Raw genomic sequence first — 16624 nt, 5'->3', positions numbered from 1 at the left:
GTCATGGGAGATTCGGATGGGTTAAGGAGGATGCGAGGCTAGCATGAAGCTGGGGGATGAAGAGGATTATGACGCCGGTTTTAAATGAAGGGCATCTTTCCAAGCGCGGTTACAATCTCTTCTTGGCAAAGGCGCGACCCGATCCGGATTTGAGATATTTTTCAAACGCGAACGCCTGCGCCTCATCGGAAAAGCCGATATAGGTTTTGAGCGACCACGGCGCATATTTTGATGTATGAGGCACTTCTCTGGCATTATGCTTCGCCAGACGTGTTTTCAGGTCTCCAGTCACGCCGACATAGTAACGATCAGGAAAATCATGGCTTTGAAGGATATAAACATACTTCATACACAGCATGATAGCGCACAGAAGCACAAACACAATCATTGCGCTAATGCCAATAAACAGACAGTGTCTTAGAATTTAACTATTGGTGGGATTCGGGGAAGGTCCGCTTACGTTACTGCGTAACTTCAGCGCGACAGCCTTCGCCATCTTCTCGCCTTCGGATCACCAAGCCTGACGGCTTGCCGAGCCGAAGCTCGGAGAGCGAAGGCTGGTGGAGCTAAGCGGGATCGAACCGCTGACCTCTTGCATGCCATGCAAGCGCTCTCCCAGCTGAGCTATAGCCCCATCAAGATGGTGCCGGTTGACCGGCCCTGGGTCCCTTCCGAGCGCTTCGCCCGTCGGGGTGGCGGCTTATTACTTGTGGTTTTCACAGATAGCAAGCCGAAAAATTCGGCCCGGGAAAATTTTTCTTGAGACCCGGGCCGATTGTCTTTCAGATCACACGTCGTCTTCGTCGCCGGTGACGCCGATGATGTCGCTCATGTCGTCATCATCTTCATCTTCGTCTGCTTCGAGGAAGGTATCGTCGTCATCGTCGCCGATTTCGACATCGTCATCGCCAATATCCGGAATGTCGTCGCCGCCGGCAGCGTCGTCGGCATCCTCGAGCGAGACCAGTTCGACTTCCGTGTTTTCGGTATCGACTTCGGCCACTTCGTCTTCTTCCGGAACTTCCTTGGAAGCGGAGGTTTCCTCGAAGAAGGACAAGGGCCAGGACTTGCCGGTATAGGGCGAGACCACCGGATCCCGGTTCAGGTCATAGAACTTCTTGCCGGTATCGGGGTCGGTACGTTTTGTTCCAAGTTCCGCTTTCGCCACTGTCAAAGCCTCATGAATGGCCGAATGAAAATTCGGCAATGCCGGGGAAGCCGGCGTTTTAAGGGAAATATCAGCCGGTCCCCTTAATCGTTGCGGCCGTTTCTGTCAAAGCTAAAGTTCAAGCCGCCTCGCACGTGCTTTTTGCGCATGGCGGGATGACTGGGGAACGGGCCTGTGCTAACCAGCTGGCGTGAACCGCAGAACATCTGGCGCAAGAGCAACGCAGCCAGCACAGAATGCGGATGGAATACCGGCATCGCAAAGGAATTGCCCATGCCGCACGATACCCTTCCCCAACCAGCCGTGGCACGACGCTCGGCCGGCCTTTCCGGCACGATACGCATTCCCGGCGACAAATCCATTTCCCATCGCTCCCTCATGTTCGGCGGCCTTGCCGCGGGCGAAACCCGCATCACCGGCCTGCTCGAAGGCGAGGATGTGTTGAATACCGGCAAGGCCATGCAGGCTTTAGGCGCCACAATCCGCAAGATCGACGACGAATGGATTGTCCGCGGAACCGGCAATGGCGGGCTGCTGGCCCCGGAGGCACCGCTCGATTTCGGCAATGCCGGCACCGGTTGCCGCCTCACCATGGGCTTGGTCGGCTCCTACGATTTCAAAACAACCTTCGTCGGCGATGCTTCGCTGTCGAAACGGCCGATGGGCCGCATTCTCGATCCGCTGCGCCGCATGGGAACGCAGGTCAGCGCCGCTGCGGGCGACCGGCTGCCCGTCACCCTACATGGGCCAGGTGTAGCGAGCCCGCTGACCTATCGCGTACCGATGGCTTCGGCGCAGGCCAAATCGGCGGTGCTGCTGGCGGGCCTCAATGCGCCCGGCATAACAACAGTCATCGAACCGGTCATGACCCGCGACCACACGGAAAAAATGCTGGCCGGTTTCGGCGCAGCGCTTTCGGTCGAGACCGATGCGGCGGGCGTCCGCACCGTTCGCCTTGAGGGTCAGGGCAAGCTCACCGGCCGGACGATCGACGTTCCCGGCGATCCCTCCTCCGCCGCCTTCCCGCTGGTGGCGGCATTGATCGTGCCCGGCTCCGACATAACCATTCGAAATGTGCTGATGAACCCGACGCGCACAGGCCTCATCCTGACGCTGCAGGAGATGGGCGCGGATATAGAGATCCTCGACCGGCGCATGACGGGCGGCGAGGATGTCGCCGATCTCCGCGTGCGCTCCTCTGCGCTCAAGGGCATCACCGTGCCGGCCGAGCGTGCGCCGTCGATGATCGACGAATATCCCGTGCTGGCGGTCGCCGCTGCCTTTGCCGAGGGGACGACGATCATGCAGGGGCTGGACGAGCTGCGGGTGAAAGAATCCGACCGGCTTTCAGCCGTCGCCGAGGGGCTGAAGCTCAATGGCGTCGATTGCAGCGAAGGCAAGGATATGCTGACGGTACGAGGCAGACCTGACGGCAAGGGTCTCGGCAATACCGGCGGTGCCAAAGTGAGCACCCATCTCGATCATCGCATCGCCATGAGCTTTCTCATCATGGGACTTGCGGCCGAGCATCCCGTCACGATCGACGATTCCGCCATGATCGCCACCAGTTTTCCGGAATTTTTTGCCATGATGACAAGATTGGGCGCGACGATCGAAACTTAAGCCCGGTAGACCGCGCCATTGGCCATTCGAAGCCTTGTCACACAGGGTTTCCCGGCAGGGTTCCCTGGGAATGGCACAGCAAACGGACCGACACCATGTATCAGCCGCCCCATCACCGCGAAGACGACCTCCACACGCAGCACCAGCTGATCCGCGCGCATCCGCTGGGGCTGCTCATCACGGCTGGTGACGGCGGGCTGATCGCCAATGCCGTGCCATTTCACCTGAATGCGGAGCTCTCGCCGAAGGGCACGCTGCAGGCGCATGTGGCCAGGGCGAACAGCCAGTGGAAGGGGATTGCGGCCGGCGCGCCCGTGCTCGTCGTCTTCCAGGGCGCCGATACCTATATCACGCCCTCTTGGTATGCGACAAAGCGGGAGACCGGAAAAGTGGTGCCGACCTGGAACTATGCGATCGTGCAGGTGCGCGGGAGCGCGCGAACGATCGACGACCCCGCCTGGCTGCGCGCGCAGATCGGCGCGTTGACCGGCGAGAACGAGAGCGATCGTGCGCAGCCCTGGGCGGTGGAGGATGCGCCGCCAGAGTTCATTGCCGCCCAGCTGAAGGGCATTGTCGGCATCGAAATCGACATCGAGACGATTGACGGCAAATGGAAGGTGAGCCAGAACCGGCCGCTGGCTGACCGACAGGGCGTGGCCGAAGGTCTTGGCGCAATCGATCGAACGGATGCCGCCGAGATGGCCGATCTGGTGCGTCGCTACAGCAAATAACGAGATATCGGGTAGGGACGGAAGAAGACATGATCATCGCCATCGACGGACCAGCGGCTGCCGGCAAGGGAACTCTGGCACGTCGGATCGCCGAGGCCTATGGCTATCATCATCTCGATACCGGCCTCACCTATCGCGCCACCGCCAAGGCCTTGCTCGATGCCGGACTGCCGCTCGACGACGAAGCTATTGCCGAAGGCGTGGCGCGCAAAGTCGATCTCGCCGGGCTCAACCGGAGCATCCTCTCCCGCCACGAGATCGGCGAGGCCGCCTCCAAGATCGCCGTCATGCCGGCCGTGCGCCGCGCTCTGGTCGAAGCGCAGCGTCGTTTTGCGCAGAAGGAGCCGGGCGCCGTGCTCGACGGCCGTGATATCGGCACCGTGGTCTGCCCGGATGCGCCGGTAAAACTCTACGTGACGGCTTCGGTCGAAGTCCGGGCGAAGCGGCGCTACGAAGAGATCATCGAAGCCGGCGGCAGTGCCGATTACGATGCCATTTTCGAAGATGTGAAGCGGCGCGACGAGCGCGACATGGGCCGCACGGATAGCCCGTTGAAGCCGGCCGAAGAGGCATACTTGCTAGATACCTCAGAAATGAGTATAGAAGCGGCGTTTCAGACGGCAAAATCGATCATCGACGCCGCTCTGAGCCGAAATGCCTGAAAATTTGTGCGGTCTTCGCGCGCCTCGCGCCGGAAGCCGCCGATTTCAAGATAGCCTGACATTCCGTCCAAGCGCCGGATTGCTTCCCGAAGGGAGGCGGACTGGGGTCAGGCCTGTTCAACGCGAACCACCGGCGCATCAGTGTCCAGATTGCATGATCGGACACGCCAGGAGATTTTATGTCTGTAACTTCCCCCTCTCGCGAAGATTTCGCGGCCCTTCTCGAAGAATCCTTTGCCAAGAACGATCTGGCTGAAGGCTACGTCACCAAGGGCATCATCACCGCCATCGAAAAGGATGTCGCCGTTGTAGACGTCGGCCTCAAGGTCGAAGGCCGCATCGCGCTGAAGGAATTCGGTGCACGCGCCAAGGACGGCACGCTCAAGGTTGGCGATGAAGTCGAAGTCTATGTCGAGCGTATCGAAAACGCGCTTGGCGAAGCCGTTCTGTCGCGCGAAAAGGCTCGCCGCGAAGAAAGCTGGATCAAGCTCGAAGCCAAGTTCGAAGCTGGCGAGCGCGTCGAAGGCGTCATCTTCAACCAGGTCAAGGGCGGCTTCACCGTCGATCTCGACGGCGCTATCGCCTTCCTGCCGCGTTCGCAGGTCGACATCCGTCCGATCCGCGACGTCACCCCCCTGATGCACAACCCGCAGCCCTTCGAAATCCTCAAGATGGACAAGCGCCGCGGCAACATCGTCGTTTCGCGTCGTACGGTTCTGGAAGAGTCCCGTGCCGAGCAGCGTTCTGAAATCGTTCAGAATCTCGAAGAAGGCCAGGTTGTTGACGGCGTCGTCAAGAACATCACCGATTACGGTGCGTTCGTTGACCTCGGCGGCATCGACGGCCTGCTGCACGTCACCGACATGGCATGGCGCCGTGTGAACCATCCGTCGGAAATCCTGTCCATCGGCCAGCAGGTCAAGGTACAGATCATCCGCATCAACCAGGAAACCCACCGTATCTCGCTCGGCATGAAGCAGCTCGAGAGCGATCCGTGGGATGGCATCCAGGCCAAGTATCCGGAAGGCAAGAAGATTTCCGGTACCGTCACGAACATCACCGACTACGGTGCGTTCGTCGAGCTGGAGCCGGGCATCGAAGGCCTGATCCACATTTCGGAAATGTCCTGGACCAAGAAGAACGTTCACCCCGGCAAGATCCTGTCCACGAGCCAGGAAGTCGAAGTCGTCGTTCTCGAAGTCGATCCGACCAAGCGTCGTATCTCGCTCGGCCTGAAGCAGACGCTGGAAAATCCGTGGGCAGCATTCGCCCGCAACCATCCGGCTGGCACCGAAGTCGAAGGCGAAGTCAAGAACAAGACCGAATTCGGCCTGTTCATCGGCCTCGATGGCGATGTGGACGGCATGGTTCACCTCTCCGACCTCGACTGGAACCGTCCGGGCGAGCAGGTCATCGAAGAGTACAACAAGGGTGACGTCGTCAAGGCTGTCGTTCTCGACGTTGATGTCGAGAAGGAACGCATCTCGCTCGGCATCAAGCAGCTCGGCAAGGACTCGGTTGGTGAAGCTGCTGCTTCCGGCGACCTGCGCAAGAATGCAGTCGTTTCCTGCGAAGTCATCGCAGTCAACGACGGCGGCATCGAAGTGAAGCTCGTCAACCACGAAGACATCACCTCGTTCATCCGCCGCGCCGATCTGTCGCGAGACCGTGACGAACAGCGTCCGGAGCGTTTCTCGGTTGGTCAGGTTGTCGACGCTCGCGTCACCAACTTCTCCAAGAAGGACCGCAAGATCATGCTGTCGATCAAGGCTCTGGAAATCGCAGAAGAGAAGGAAGCCGTCGCTCAGTTCGGTTCTTCCGACTCGGGCGCTTCGCTCGGCGACATCCTGGGTGCGGCTCTGAAGAACCGCAACGCCGAATAATCCTCGGTCGAAGCCTGGAAACAAAAGACCCGCCGGAGCGATCCGGCGGGTTTTTCTTTGTCCGTTCTGCGGCGCCATACCGCCTGTCCGATGCGGCTCGACCTATTCCCAAGCCACCATGCGCCGATAGAAATCGAAGGCGTGGTCTTGAAGAGGGTCGCGCAGAGGCTGCGGCAAGGCAACGAGTTCCTGTCTGACGTTATCGTCCCCCGCAGAGGCCGGGCCAGCTTCCGCTTTGTCGGATGCCTCGCCCTCTGCCTGCGCCGACGATTCCTCCGCATGGGCCTGCTCTTCATCCTGATCTTGCGGGTTCTCCTCGTCCTGAGCTTGTCCGCCCTCCTCATCGCCGACGGGATCGACGCGATTGAGCAGCTTCGATTCGCTATTCTTGGCGGGAGTGTCGACCGGCAGATAGTTCGCCACGACGAAGGGAACGCCGAGCGGCAGGGGCGCCGACATCGTCGCCTGCTCCGCAGCCTCATATACCGCCACCGGCGTTGCAGGCGACGTCTGCGACGGCGGCTTGCCGGAAGCGATGGGAAGAGCACCGGATGTTTCGGGCCCTTCTGCCAATGACGCCGGCATGGCCGCCACTGCGACCGGGCGATTGGAGCCTTCGTTAACGATCGGCGGCTGCGTTGACGATGCCTGCGCCGCGCTATTGCCGGTCAACGCCTGGGCGATGATCTTCTCCACGGAAGAGGAGGGATTGTTGATGATCTGCAAAAGGTCGGGATCGGTCGCCATCGCAGGCGGACTGATGACGACCTGCAGGCCCTGTTTGATGTCGGCTTCTATCTGCTGGATATCGCGCGGCACCGGCGGCGGCGTCAGCGGCGACCGGATCAAAGCGACTTCAGTCGGGAGTTGGGCTTCGGCGGCGATTGCCGTCAGCAGCACGCTTGCAGTGAGATCATCGACAAGAGACGCGAGCGCGGAAGGCTCGACAGTAGCGGCCGTGACGACAGCGCTGCCGGCAGGTGCAGTTTGCGGGGCGGCGGCAACGTTTTGGGCGGCCGTCTGTGCTTGGGTCGGCTGTGCTTGGGCCGCTTGTGCGGAAGCCGGCGCGGATTGAGATTGTGCGGGGATGCCCACTTGCGGCGTCTGCTGCTCCGCAGGTGCTGGCTGCGCGGCGGGCTGGGCCGTCGTCGGAGTGGCCGCTGCAGGCCCAGGTGTCGGCATAGCGGAGGCCGGTTCTTCTGCTGCAGCGGCAAGCGCCGTTGCCAGGGCGGCTAGCTCGGCCGCCTTCTGCAGCGGGGCTGATACGGGTGCCTGGGAAGCTGGCGTTTCCACTTCGCCGGCGTTCTGCCCATAGGAATTGACGACGGCCTTCAGCACGGCATCCGGCTCGGTGGCCAATGCCTGCTCCAGGCTGAGAGCCAGCTGCACCGCCTGCGGACTTTCCGGGTCCTCCAATGCTGCTGCCAGAAGCGGCAATGGCACCGGCGTCCTCATCTGCCCATCCATACGCTGCTGCGCGGCGGCGAGCTGTGGCGGCGTCAGGCTGCGGATTGCGGCGGCAACACGCTGGGCATAGGCGGCATTGCTTTCATCCGGCTCACGGGAAACATTCACCACCTTGCTGGCGGCATCGATCGCGGAAAGCAGACTGTCGAGCATGCGTTCGCGAGCCGCGACCAGCAGCATGTTCAGCTTGCCCTCGACGCTGGCATTAACGGTACTCGACAGAACGGCGAGCGGCGTTGCCGTCGTCTGAAGCCCGGAGGTCTCGGCCGTTGCGGCGATCGGCTTCTCAATGGACACACCCACAGCGGACACGGCACCAACGGGAAGCAACATGACATGCTCCTTTGTCTGGCAAGGCGACGATGGAAGCGGGAAGCAGGTTCAATCGAGGTCCGCTCATGCGGCCTGTGGATTTCCTAGCGCCGAGTGGCCGAATTGGCGAGGCGCGAACGCGCAGACCTGGAAATCATCCGCAAAATAGCAGCCGAGTCCTTAACAGATCCCTAAATAAAGGAGCCGATGCCGCTTGTGCAGCACCGGCTCAGGAATTCCTGTCGCAAGCGAAGCAATCAGCTATGCGCGAAGATATCCGCCTCTTCCCAGCCGAGAAGGTCGAGCTTGGCGCGCGTCGGCAGGAAGGCGAAGCAATCATCCGCATAGTCCATGCGGCCGTCGCGCAACAGGCGTTGCGTCAGCTTCTCGCGCAACGCGTGGAGATAGAGTACGTCGGAGGCAGCATATTCGAGCTGCGCCGGGGACAGCGTTTCCGCGGCCCAGTCGGACGACTGCTGCGCCTTGGAGATATCGACGTCCAACATCTCCTTGAGATTGTCCTTCAGGCCGTGACGGTCGGTATAGGTACGGCAGAGGCGCGAGGCGATCTTGGTGCAGAAGACCGGGGTCGTGGTGACGCCAAACGTATGAAACAGGACGGCGATGTCGAAGCGGCCGTAATGAAAGATCTTCTGACGCGCAGGATCGGCGAGCATGGTAACGAGATTGGGCGCCTGCTTCTGGCCGGCGGCGATGCGGATGATATCGGCCGTGCCGTCGCCGGGCGAAAGCTGCACGAGGCAAAGCCGGTCACGACGTGGAACGAGGCCGAGGGTTTCGGTATCGATGGCAATGGCGCCGGTATAGCGGGCGGCATCCTCAGTGGATATATCGCCTTCGTGATAGCGGATGGTGGCAGCCATGAGATTCTCCCGGCTCTGTCCTTCTGAATTCACTTTTCGTCCGTTCTATAGAACAGACGGGATGAGAACCATACCGGCGCCTGTCAAAAAGTCGGCGGCGTATTGATCCAGAGCAATATGGTCTCACCATCATGGCGGTTGCGCCAGGAATGATAACGGCGGCTTTCGAAATAAAGGGAATCCCCCGGCAGGAGATCGAAGAATTGATCGCTGTCGAGCACCAGCTCCAGGCGACCGGCGAGAACATGGATGAATTCCTCGCCCTCGTGCCGATAGGCGCCTTCGCTTGTCGCACCTGGCGCGAGCACGAAGCGATGGCAATCCATCATCGTCCGCCCTTCGGCAAGAAGCTGGACAGTGACGCCTGGCGTCGTCGCTGGCCAGGAACGCCATTCGCCTGACCGGATGAGTGCGGGAACATCCTCGCGCTCCTCACCAGACAGGCGCGATACCGTTGTGCCATAATAATCCGCGAGGTCATGCAGCGTCTTGAAGCTGACACCCTGCGAGGTGCGTTCCAGGGTCGAGAGCGTCGACGACGTCATGCCCATGTCGGCGGCAACTTGCTCCAGCGTCTTGCCGGCGGCGTGGCGCAGCGAGCGAAGTCTGCGGCCGATATCCGAAGCGGCCAGTTGCTCGCCATTCTCAGATCCGGCGGCACCGCCTTCCTCCATCTCGAGCGCTTCGCGAATCGCCGCCGGATTGAGGCCGCGTTCGGCGCGGAACCAGGAGATGCGCTTCAGCCGCGCCACGTCGTCGGCGCTGTACTGGCGGTGCCCGGTCTCGGAGCGGGAGGGGACGACGAGCCCCTGGCTTTCCCATAGGCGCAGGGTGGAGGCCGATACGCCGGCAAGACGCGCCGCTTCCGCCACCTTGTAGCGCACGGGGTAGCGCTCCGGCTCGATGCTGCTCATTTGCCAATATCCCTGATTTTCGTCTTTCGATCCGTTTAGCATGGATGGCGCGGCTTAGCGCGCCTTAAAAGCCGCGCGGCGCTCCATGGGAGCCTTTCGCGCATTCTTGTCACCCGTACAAAATCCCGCTTGAAATCTTGCAGGAAAAATGTAGGAGTTTTCTAAATAACTTGCAGAACTTCTGCAAGATAATTCGAAAACGCCTTCCTGGGAGCCACTGCAATGATCCTGACCGAGCGGAAGAACGCCGCCATTTCCCGCGGCGTCGGCATGACGACGCAGATCTACGCCGACCGCGCTGAAAACGCCGAGATCTGGGACAAGGAAGGCAATCGCTATATCGATTTTGCCTCCGGCATCGCCGTGGTGAATACGGGCCATCGTCATCCCCGCGTCATTGCTGCCGTCAAGGAACAGCTCGATCGCTTCACGCATACCTGCCACCAGGTCGTACCCTATGAGAGCTATGTTCATCTGGCCGAGCGGCTGAACGCGATCGTCCCCGGCAATTTCGCCAAGAAGACGATCTTCGTGACGACAGGCGCGGAAGCGGTCGAAAACGCCGTGAAGATCGCCCGCGCCGCCACCGGCCGCTCCGCCATCATCGCTTTCGGCGGCGGCTTCCATGGCCGTACCTTCATGGGCATGGCGCTGACCGGCAAGGTCGCGCCCTACAAGATCGGCTTCGGCCCGATGCCGGGCGATGTCTTCCATGCGCCCTTCCCCGTGCCGCTGCACGGCATCAGTGTCGAGCAGTCGCTGGCGACGCTGAAAAAGCTCTTTGCAGCCGATGTCGATCCGCAGCGCGTGGCCGCGATCATCCTCGAGCCCGTCCAGGGCGAAGGCGGCTTCTATCCGGCGCCGTCAGCCTTCATGAAGGCGCTGCGCGAGATCTGCGACCAGCACGGCATTCTCCTGATCGCCGACGAGGTACAGACTGGCTTTGCGCGCACCGGCAAGATGTTCGCGATGGATCACCATGAGGTGGCGGCCGATCTCGTTACCATGGCAAAGAGCCTCGCCGGCGGCTTCCCGCTTGCCGCCGTCACCGGCCGCGCCGAGATCATGGATGCACCCGCTCCAGGCGGCCTTGGCGGCACCTATGGCGGCAATCCGCTCGGCATCGCCGCAGCCCATGCCGTGCTCGACGTTATCGCAGACGAGGGCCTGTGCGACCGCGCCAACCAGCTCGGCTCGCGCCTGAAACAGCGGCTGGAATCGCTGCGCGACAAGGTGCCTGAAATCGCCGATATCCGCGGCCCCGGCTTCATGAATGCGGTGGAATTCAATGATGCGGCGACCAAGCTGCCGAGCGCGGATTTTGCCAACAAGGTGCGGCTGATCGCGCTCGACAAGGGGCTGATCCTTTTGACCTGCGGCGTCTATGGCAATGTCATCCGCTTCCTGTCGCCGATCACCATTCAGGAAGGCATCTTCAGCGAAGCGCTCGACATTCTTGAGGCATCGCTGATCGAGGCAAGCGCCTCGCATTAACGAAGCCGACCCGCGTAGTTCCCTTATCCGCCTGCGGCCTGCCGGGCGAAACCTGTCGGAGTGCATAGCATGTCCTTTACAACAGCAATGACCAAGCATGTTCCCTTTTCCTCGCGCCTCCTGCGCGCCGCCGGCTATATCAACGGCACCTGGACGGGCGGCGGGGCGACGAAGACCTTCGATGTCATCAATCCCGCGACCGGCGAAGTGCTCGCCTCGCTTCCCGACATGGGCGCTGGCGAGACGACGGCTGCCATCGATGCCGCTTATATCGCCCAAGTCGCCTGGGCCGCCCGCCCGGCCAAGGAACGGGCCGCAATCTTGCGAAAATGGTTCGATCTCATGATCGCCAACGCCGATGAGCTGGCCGCCATCCTGACGGCCGAGATGGGCAAGCCGCTGCCGGAAGCCAGAGGCGAAATCCTCTACGCCGCCTCCTATGTCGAATGGTATGCGGAAGAGGCAAAGCGCATCTACGGCGAAACCATTCCCGCCCCCTCGAACGACAAGCGCATGGTCGTCATCAAGCAGCCGGTCGGCGTCGTCGGCACGATCACGCCATGGAACTTCCCGGCCGCCATGATCGCCCGCAAGATCGCGCCGGCCCTTGCCGTCGGCTGCACCGTCGTCTCGAAGCCCGCCGAGCAGACGCCACTGACGGCGATCGCGCTGGCCGTGCTTGCCGAAGAAGCGGGCATTCCCGCTGGCGTCCTCAACATCATCGTCGGCCTTGACGGCCCGGCCATCGGCCGCGAACTCTGCGGCAATGCGAAGGTGCGCAAGATCAGCTTCACTGGCTCGACGGAGGTCGGCCGCATCCTGATGCGCCAGTGCGCCGACCAGATCAAGAAGGTCAGCCTCGAGCTTGGCGGCAATGCGCCCTTCATCGTCTTCGATGACGCCGATCTCGACGCCGCCGTCGAGGGGGCCATGGCTTCGAAATACCGCAATGCCGGTCAGACCTGTGTCTGCGCCAACCGCATCTATGTGCAATCCAACGTCTACGACGCCTTTGCCGCCAAGCTTGCCGCGAAGGTCGGCGAACTTAACGTGGGCGACGGCTTCAAGCCGGGCGTGATCGTTGGGCCGCTGATCGACGAACAGGGTGTCGCCAAGGCCGAAGACCATGTTCGCGACGCCGTCTCGAAGGGTGCTCGCGTCGTGCTCGGCGGCAAGCGCATAGAAGGCACCGGCACATTCTTCGCTCCGACCATCCTGACCGGTGTCGACCGGAGCATGAAGGTTGCCCGCGAGGAAACATTCGGTCCAGTTGCACCGCTCTTCCGCTTCGACACCGCCGAGGATGTCATCGCACAAGCGAACGATACCGAATTCGGCCTCGCCGCCTATTTCTTCGCCGGCGACCTGAAGAAGGTGTGGCGCGTGGCGGAAGCGCTGGAATACGGCATGGTCGGCATCAATACCGGCCTGATGTCGTCGGAAACGGCACCCTTCGGCGGCATCAAGCAATCCGGTCTCGGCCGCGAAGGCTCGCGCCACGGCGCCGACGACTATCTGGAAATGAAATACCTCTGCATCGGCAATCTATAGCCGGCTATCAGGTTGAGGTGATGTGAATGCGGCCCTGCCACAGCCGGGCCGCGCTCAGCCGGTCGCTGTAAAAGGCGCCGGTATCGAGATTGAGCCTGAGACCATTGACTTCCGCCCGCTGGACCGGCGTGTGGCCGTGGATAATCAACTTCGGCAGCGGCTGTGCACTATCGTAGAAGCGGGAGCGGATGAAAACCAAATCGTCGTCTTGCTGGTCGGCAATGGACCGATCCGGATCGATGCCGGCATGGACGAACAAGGCCTGCGGCGTGTCCAGCAGGATCGGCAGGCGGCGCAGGAAATTGACATGATCGTCCGGCAGCCAGGTTCGGATGAACGTATCGAGCTTCTTCCGCTTGGGATATAACTGCTGCAGGCGAGGGATATCCACGCCATAGGAGGCGAGTGTCGCATCACCACCAAGCGCCACCCAATCCTCGAGCGATATCTCACCATCGACATAGGCCAGCATCGCCATCTCATGATTGCCGGTGAGGCATATGCGGTCGAAACCGTTCGGCGGCGGCGCCATCAAGCGGCCGACCACCTGCGCCGACGCGGGACCGCGATCGATGAAGTCCCCCAGCATGATGATGAGCTTTCGGCCGGGAAGCCCCGCCGCGTCTGCAAAAATCTTGCGCTCCAGTGCACTGAGGAGATCGTAACGGCCGTGGACATCACCGATGACGTAGGTGGGCATGTCGAGATGTTCGAGCCACTCCCGGCGCCGACGGTGGCCGAAGCCATTGGCCATTTTTTCGCGTATCCTGGATGCCGCCATGAAACTGCCTTTCGAGCGTACACCCCGGAACGCCTCAACTGTGTCTGCAAAAAGGACTCAAAAGCGACGATTCTTTGCCAGAAAGGCGGAAATCATCGCTGATGATGGTTCCACGGCAGACCTCGGCCTGCGGCACCAACCCGCCTTGCGGCAAAGCGTCCCGAACGGCGCCTTTATGCATGGAGAAAGTTGACAGTGCGTATCCGCAATCTTATCGCGCTGACCACGTTGGCGCGAGAAATTCCCGCCGTTCAACCCGAGAAAAACATGAGTGCCGGGCAGCTTCAGCATATTGGCTGCCGGATTGCCGACGCAAACAACATGCCTCAAACTGGAACGTCCCATTCATGGCGCCTGTAAACTTATCGTGAAACCCTGATGGAAACGACGACAGCGCTCCAACTCTGCCGCTTCCTGCATGACACGTCCCTGATATTTCTGTGGGGCTGCTGTGCCTATCTCTCTCTGTTCGTGCCGAGAGCGCTTGCCGACACCGTCTGGCGTATGGCTGCAAAACCGTTTTTGCTGATTGTTGCGATTGCGGTTTTAACGGCACTGGCCGCATTGCCGGTGACGACGGCGAATATCGGCAACGGCTGGAGCGATGCGCTCAATGCCGACATGATGCATGACGTGGTTTTCGAAACCACGGTCGGGATTGCATGGCAGGCACAAGTGCTGGCGGCCATCGTGATGGTTTGCACCTTGCTGTTGCCGCAGAGCCGGCGCCGCCATGGGCTGACCCTGGGCGCTGGCCTCGGGCTCGCCTCGCTGTCACTGACCGGGCATGCCTCGATGCTGGAAGGCTGGGCGCGGCAGGCGCACCGGGCCAATGATATCCTGCATGTGCTTGCAGGTGGCGGCTGGCTGGGGGCGCTGGTGCCGCTGATCCCTATCCTCAAGCTTCTCGGCCGGCCGGAATGCCGGGCGGAAGCGCAAGTGGCGTTGCGCCGGTTCTCCAATGCCGGGCACGTAGCAGTCGCGCTCGTCATCCTCTCCGGTATCGTCAATACGCTGCTGATCCTGAAACGCCTGCCGACGGACTGGTCTTCGTCCTATCAGAAGCTGCTTGCCATCAAGATCGCGCTGGTCGCCGTCATGGCGGTGCTGGCCATCATCAACCGTTACGTCTTCGTTCCCTGGATCGGCCGCAAGCCGGCTCGCGCATTGTTGGCCCTCCGGCTTGGAAGCATCGCCGAGATCGGCATCGGCATTGTCGTCATCGGGCTCGTTGCCGTCTTCGGCATGCTGGAGCCGGTCTAGAGCCGTTTCGCTTTTCTTCGAATCGCGAAAACGCTCTATCTCCTTGTTTTTACGCAATTCCTGACGGAAAACCGCTGCGCACTTTTCCTGGAATTGCTCTAACCGCCGAGCGATTTCACGACAGCGCGAACGGCTGCCGGATCCTGCGTCATCGGCTTGTATTCCAGACCCACCCTGCCACGATAGCCTTGGGCGTATAGCCAATCCAGCCGCTTCGTCAGATCGATATGGCCGGTGCCGGGGTCGTTACGGCCGGGATGATCGGCAACATGGAGATGGATGATGCGGTCGATGCGATCGCCGATCACCTGCTGCGTGTCTTCGCCCATGACAGCCGAATGATAGAGATCGTAGACGATGCCCACTTCCGGGCGGTCGACCTCATCGACCATATCGAGGCCTTCCACGGTCGAGGACAGATAGTAGCCGGCATGGTCTATCTTCGTGTTCAGCGGCTCGAGGCCGAGCCGGACGCCCGATCCTTCGAGAATATCGGCACCGGCGCTGAGGGCAGCGACGATGGCCGCCCTCTGGTCGGCACGAGAAAACTTCGCCAGATCATCGCCGGCCTGCGCAATCAGAACCGGCGCGCCGAGACGCTGGGCGACAGCAACGGACTCTCGCAACCCCTTCAGCCATGCCTCCTTGTTTGCCGGATTCGTCAGCGCGATCATCGGCTCGGCGACGATGCCGGACACAGCAATGCCGGTCTCGGCCACGGCAGCCGCGATCGCGTCCAGGTCCTTGTTGGTCCAGTGCCAGAACTCGACCGCATCGAGCCCCGCTTCATGCGCCAGCCGGATACGATCGGCAAAGGCATCGCCGTCGCGTGCAAACAACCATTCGATACAAGCTGAAAACTGCCGCATGAGATACTCCTCCCTCAATCGGTGAGGAGCAATGCGCGAGATCGCCCATGACTGCAAGTCTCACGAACGATAATGTTGCTGCGGCGGTCGATGCATCGAAGGCTTGATGGCTTCGACATTCATTGCCGATAGCACGCGCATGTCGCGGCGGAAATCGGAAGGCGTCATGCCGGCAATATGGCGGAAGGATTTGTTGAAGGCGCTGATCGAGCCGAAGCCGCTGTCCATCGCCACCTGCAGGACATTGGCGCCGTCCCGCATCAGCATCGCCTGGGCGCGCGACAGGCGCAGCAGGTTCACATATTTGGCCAACGTCATGCCGGTGGATTTCTTGAAGAGGTTCATCGCGTATTTCGGATGGAGATGCGCCGCCTTGGCGATATCGACGGTATCGATGTCGTGCAGAAAATTATCGGCGATGAAATCGCACATGCGCGCCAGGCTGCGCGAGGATTGCGGATGGGCCTGATCGTTGGTCAGATTTTCCTGCTTCTCCGGCACCATGCGATAGGGCTCGAAAGCGATGCGCTCCAGGCGCAGGAGAAGTTCCGCGACGGCATGTTCGGCCTTGGCGCCGTCCTCGGACATGACATAACGATGCCATCGCGCGAAATTTTCGTCGTCTGCGGCATCGGTCGCCGAGCTTATCAGCGCCTGCCCGCGAATGAGGCGGCCGGAAATATCGAGCGGCAGCCGCAGGCGGAAGAAATGCACAAGCGGCAGATGCGCGCCCGCATAGATCGAATCTTCCGACAGCTCGTCCAGCTGATGCGGCTGGCCACCCCAGAAAAGGCAGATCTCGCCGGCTCTCAAAGTAAGCTCGTGATCGCCGATGCGGTAATGCACGGTGCCGCGGACGATGTAATTGACTTCCACCTGCGCGTGCCAATGCGGCTTTGCCATCGGCAACGGGTGGTTATGAAACATCTGCAGGACGTTTGGGAGCCCTTCGACACTGCTCGCCCCCGGCTGATAAACCGCCCGTTGACCCACCTTACTTTTCGCCAAGTCGATGTTCCTTT

The 16624-nt window shown here is 61.1% G+C and carries 15 protein-coding genes and 1 tRNA gene; 7 read left to right on the top strand and 9 right to left on the bottom strand.

Annotation, left to right across the window (positions count from 1 at the left end):
• Positions 1 to 109: 109 nt before the first annotated feature.
• From AC13QY_RS30575 to AC13QY_RS30565, 3 genes are all read right to left on the bottom strand, one after another.
• On the bottom strand, positions 110 to 349 hold the full coding sequence (locus AC13QY_RS30575; RefSeq protein ID WP_183814392.1) for a GIY-YIG nuclease family protein: 240 nt from the start codon (positions 347 to 349) through the stop codon (positions 110 to 112).
• A gap of 209 nt (positions 350 to 558) precedes the next feature.
• Positions 559 to 634: transfer RNA gene (locus AC13QY_RS30570), tRNA-Ala, on the bottom strand.
• 153 nt (positions 635 to 787) lie between these two features.
• Positions 788 to 1168 (bottom strand): TIGR02300 family protein, encoded by a 381-nt coding sequence (locus AC13QY_RS30565; protein WP_095436113.1) that lies wholly within the window; start codon positions 1166 to 1168, stop codon positions 788 to 790.
• A gap of 273 nt (positions 1169 to 1441) precedes the next feature.
• Between AC13QY_RS30565 and aroA the strand changes: the two genes are divergently transcribed.
• The 4 genes from aroA to rpsA all read left to right on the top strand — a co-directional run bounded on the left by aroA (position 1442) and on the right by rpsA (position 6067).
• Complete coding sequence (gene aroA, locus AC13QY_RS30560) at positions 1442 to 2791, top strand: 3-phosphoshikimate 1-carboxyvinyltransferase (protein ID WP_488494426.1); 1350 nt, start codon at positions 1442 to 1444, stop codon at positions 2789 to 2791.
• A gap of 95 nt (positions 2792 to 2886) precedes the next feature.
• Positions 2887 to 3522 carry an FMN-binding negative transcriptional regulator gene (locus AC13QY_RS30555; protein WP_488494425.1) on the top strand — a complete coding sequence of 212 codons (636 nt, stop codon included), beginning with the start codon at positions 2887 to 2889 and terminating at the stop codon, positions 3520 to 3522.
• A gap of 29 nt (positions 3523 to 3551) precedes the next feature.
• Positions 3552 to 4184 carry a (d)CMP kinase gene (gene cmk, locus AC13QY_RS30550; RefSeq protein WP_488494424.1) on the top strand — a complete coding sequence of 211 codons (633 nt, stop codon included), beginning with the start codon at positions 3552 to 3554 and terminating at the stop codon, positions 4182 to 4184.
• A gap of 179 nt (positions 4185 to 4363) precedes the next feature.
• The gene (rpsA, locus tag AC13QY_RS30545; protein ID WP_112722941.1) at positions 4364 to 6067 is read left to right on the top strand and encodes a 30S ribosomal protein S1; all 1704 of its coding nucleotides are present in this window, start codon (positions 4364 to 4366) and stop codon (positions 6065 to 6067) included.
• A gap of 102 nt (positions 6068 to 6169) precedes the next feature.
• Here rpsA and AC13QY_RS30540 read toward each other — a convergent pair whose 3' ends face one another.
• The 3 genes from AC13QY_RS30540 to AC13QY_RS30530 all read right to left on the bottom strand — a co-directional run bounded on the left by AC13QY_RS30540 (position 6170) and on the right by AC13QY_RS30530 (position 9644).
• Positions 6170 to 7867 carry a hypothetical protein gene (locus AC13QY_RS30540; RefSeq protein ID WP_488494423.1) on the bottom strand — a complete coding sequence of 566 codons (1698 nt, stop codon included), beginning with the start codon at positions 7865 to 7867 and terminating at the stop codon, positions 6170 to 6172.
• Between the two features lie 236 nt (positions 7868 to 8103).
• Complete coding sequence (locus AC13QY_RS30535; RefSeq protein WP_113332413.1) at positions 8104 to 8730, bottom strand: ribonuclease D; 627 nt, start codon at positions 8728 to 8730, stop codon at positions 8104 to 8106.
• 83 nt (positions 8731 to 8813) lie between these two features.
• Complete coding sequence (locus AC13QY_RS30530; RefSeq protein WP_488494422.1) at positions 8814 to 9644, bottom strand: MerR family transcriptional regulator; 831 nt, start codon at positions 9642 to 9644, stop codon at positions 8814 to 8816.
• A gap of 222 nt (positions 9645 to 9866) precedes the next feature.
• On the opposite strand from AC13QY_RS30530, the gene AC13QY_RS30525 reads away from it, so the two are divergent.
• Both AC13QY_RS30525 and AC13QY_RS30520 read left to right on the top strand, forming a co-directional pair.
• Positions 9867 to 11138, top strand: a complete 1272-nt coding sequence (locus AC13QY_RS30525) for a 4-aminobutyrate--2-oxoglutarate transaminase (RefSeq protein WP_488494421.1) — start codon at positions 9867 to 9869, stop codon at positions 11136 to 11138.
• 69 nt (positions 11139 to 11207) lie between these two features.
• Entirely contained in the window at positions 11208 to 12689 is a 1482-nt protein-coding gene (locus tag AC13QY_RS30520; RefSeq protein ID WP_488494420.1) for an NAD-dependent succinate-semialdehyde dehydrogenase, read from the top strand.
• A 7-nt stretch (positions 12690 to 12696) separates the two neighbouring features.
• Here the strand turns inward: AC13QY_RS30520 and AC13QY_RS30515 are convergent, their stop codons facing one another.
• Positions 12697 to 13470 (bottom strand): metallophosphoesterase, encoded by a 774-nt coding sequence (locus AC13QY_RS30515; RefSeq protein ID WP_488494419.1) that lies wholly within the window; start codon positions 13468 to 13470, stop codon positions 12697 to 12699.
• A 378-nt stretch (positions 13471 to 13848) separates the two neighbouring features.
• Between AC13QY_RS30515 and copD the strand changes: the two genes are divergently transcribed.
• Positions 13849 to 14733, top strand: a complete 885-nt coding sequence (gene copD / locus AC13QY_RS30510) for a copper homeostasis membrane protein CopD (protein ID WP_488494418.1) — start codon at positions 13849 to 13851, stop codon at positions 14731 to 14733.
• Between the two features lie 98 nt (positions 14734 to 14831).
• Here copD and AC13QY_RS30505 read toward each other — a convergent pair whose 3' ends face one another.
• Both AC13QY_RS30505 and AC13QY_RS30500 read right to left on the bottom strand, forming a co-directional pair.
• Entirely contained in the window at positions 14832 to 15602 is a 771-nt protein-coding gene (locus AC13QY_RS30505) for a TIM barrel protein (RefSeq protein WP_488494417.1), read from the bottom strand.
• 60 nt (positions 15603 to 15662) lie between these two features.
• Positions 15663 to 16616, bottom strand: a complete 954-nt coding sequence (locus tag AC13QY_RS30500; protein WP_233788792.1) for a helix-turn-helix domain-containing protein — start codon at positions 16614 to 16616, stop codon at positions 15663 to 15665.
• Positions 16617 to 16624: the final 8 nt, after the last annotated feature.

The sequence above is a fragment of the Martinezella sp. CNPSo 3795 genome (assembly GCF_057784475.1).
This window is presented reverse-complemented; position numbering and strand designations above follow the sequence as displayed.